Genomic DNA, 1,948 nt, shown 5'->3' on the forward strand with positions numbered 1-1,948 from the left:
TTGACCCGGGAGGCAATGGCAGAGTTGGAAAAACAGATTAATCGACTTCCCCATTTGCCCAAGTGGTTTGTGGAAATCCCTTATCAACTCACTTAACTATTGGATCATCTTTTTTATGGAGTTCTCTTAATAATGAGTGACAAAGTTGTGGTTTTGGCTAGTCAGTGGCTGGTATTGAGGAGACGATGCCCAATGAAGTTATAATTAGATTAACTGCCGTAATTTTGCTTGTAAAGTCTTTTTGCCGAATTTAGTTACAGTTTGTTGACGCAACCATTGCGGGTGACAACGTTGATCCTGACCTGGCAAAATTTCTAGACAAGCTTTAGCCACCTTTTCGGCATCTCGATAGGGAACGCGCCACCCCACCAAACCATCCTGCAGCGGCTCTGCTGAACCGTCCTCATCTCCAGAAATCACGGGAATACCACAGGCCATGGCCTCTAGGTAAACAATCCCGAATCCTTCCCGGGAGGGCATAACGTAAGCATCGGCTAAACGATAATGGTCGGCTAATTCCTCTGTGGGGACAAAACCCGCGAAAATTACCTGTTTATCCACTCCTAACTGCTTGGTTAAAGCTTCTAACCTGGGGCGATCGTCCCCTCGTCCGATGACTAGATATTTTACTTCGGGATAAGTCTCTAGAATTGTCGGCAGGGCCCGAATGGTAACATCTACCCCTTTATGGATATCCCCCGACCACAACCGGGCCACTGTTAATAAAACTTTGGCATTTTCTATATCATATTTTTTGATTAATGTCAAGGACTTTTCGCCTAAATTAAACTTTTCCTCATCCACCACACAGGGGAGAATTGCTACTTTTTTGGGATCAATAGCGTTAGCCTCACACATAAGATCGCGAGTGTAACGGCTAATTGTCCAGATCGATGCGGCCGCTTGCAGGGCCTGTTTTTGCGAATTTGCTAAAGGTTCCCAGACTTCATTGCCGTAGGTGAGGACGGTGTAGGGTATGCCTAAAGCTTGACAGTAAAGACGGGTGAGGGGGGCTAAATTTATATGACCACAAAAAACCCGTTGGGGACGTTTCCGGAGGAGAGAAACTAGAAACTTAAGGGCTAATTGAATGCGTCCGAGAGTTGCTGAGTTATTTTTCAGGTAATGAAAGGTAATACCTTGATTTTTGAAAGGATTAGGACAATCAGGGGCATCCCGCAGTAAAAAAACCTCGGCCGCCTCGCCATCGGGCAAAGTGAGATAAGCTTGCAGGACATCCTTGATATAGGATTGAATACCGCCTTCTTGGGAAAAAATCTCTAAAAATAGGAAGATATGAGGCATCATCGAAAATTTGGGTCTGAAACCCCGTTCTCAAAGGACGGCTTTACTATGAAATACTAGCGCATTTACACGATATATGCTAAAATGTGAGGTATGGAAAAAGCCTACTCGTTTCGATTTTACCCCACACCAACACAAGAGTCGCTATTGCGGCGCACATTGGGCTGTGTAAGATTAGTTTACAACAAAGCTCTCCACGAACGAACACAAGCTTGGTATGAAAGACAAGAAAGAGTAGGATATACTGAAACTTCTTCAATGCTAACCGATTGGAAAAAACAAGAAGAATTAGACTTTCTCAATGAGGTAAGCTGTGTACCTTTACAACAAGGGTTAAGACACCTACAAACAGCTTTCACTAATTTCTTTGCTGGTCGTACTAAGTATCCTAACTTTAAGAAAAAACATCAAGGAGGAAGTGCCGAATTTACCAAATCTGCTTTTAAAATTAAAGACAAACAAATCTATTTAGCCAAATGCACGGAACCTTTACCTATTCGATGGTCAAGACAAATCCCAGAAAGCTGTGAACCAAGCACAGTAACAGTCAGATTACATCCTTCTGGACGTTGGCATATTTCAATTAGATTTGATGACCCAACGATTAAGCCATTACCAGTAACAGATAAAGCCATTGGAATTG

Annotated in this window: 2 protein-coding genes; one reads left to right on the forward strand and one right to left on the reverse strand. The window is 43.1% G+C overall.

Annotated elements, in window-relative coordinates:
* Nucleotides 1-204: 204 nt before the first annotated feature.
* Nucleotides 205-1,308 carry a glycosyltransferase family 4 protein gene (locus IQ242_RS23620; RefSeq protein ID WP_193961627.1) on the reverse strand — a complete coding sequence of 368 codons (1,104 nt, stop codon included), beginning with the start codon at nt 1,306-1,308 and terminating at the stop codon, nt 205-207.
* A gap of 90 nt (nt 1,309-1,398) precedes the next feature.
* Between IQ242_RS23620 and IQ242_RS23625 the strand changes: the two genes are divergently transcribed.
* Nucleotides 1,399-1,948 (forward strand): RNA-guided endonuclease TnpB family protein (locus IQ242_RS23625; protein ID WP_193961628.1); only part of this gene is annotated, 550 nt, incomplete at its 3' end.

This window comes from Microcystis sp. LEGE 08355, assembly GCF_015207185.1.
Taxonomy (GTDB): domain Bacteria; phylum Cyanobacteriota; class Cyanobacteriia; order Cyanobacteriales; family Microcystaceae; genus Microcystis; species Microcystis panniformis.

Coding starts and splice junctions, on each gene's coding strand:
- IQ242_RS23620 (WP_193961627.1), bottom strand. CDS start 1,308: ATGATGCCTCATATCTTCCTATTTTTAGAGATTTTTTCCCAAGAAGGC.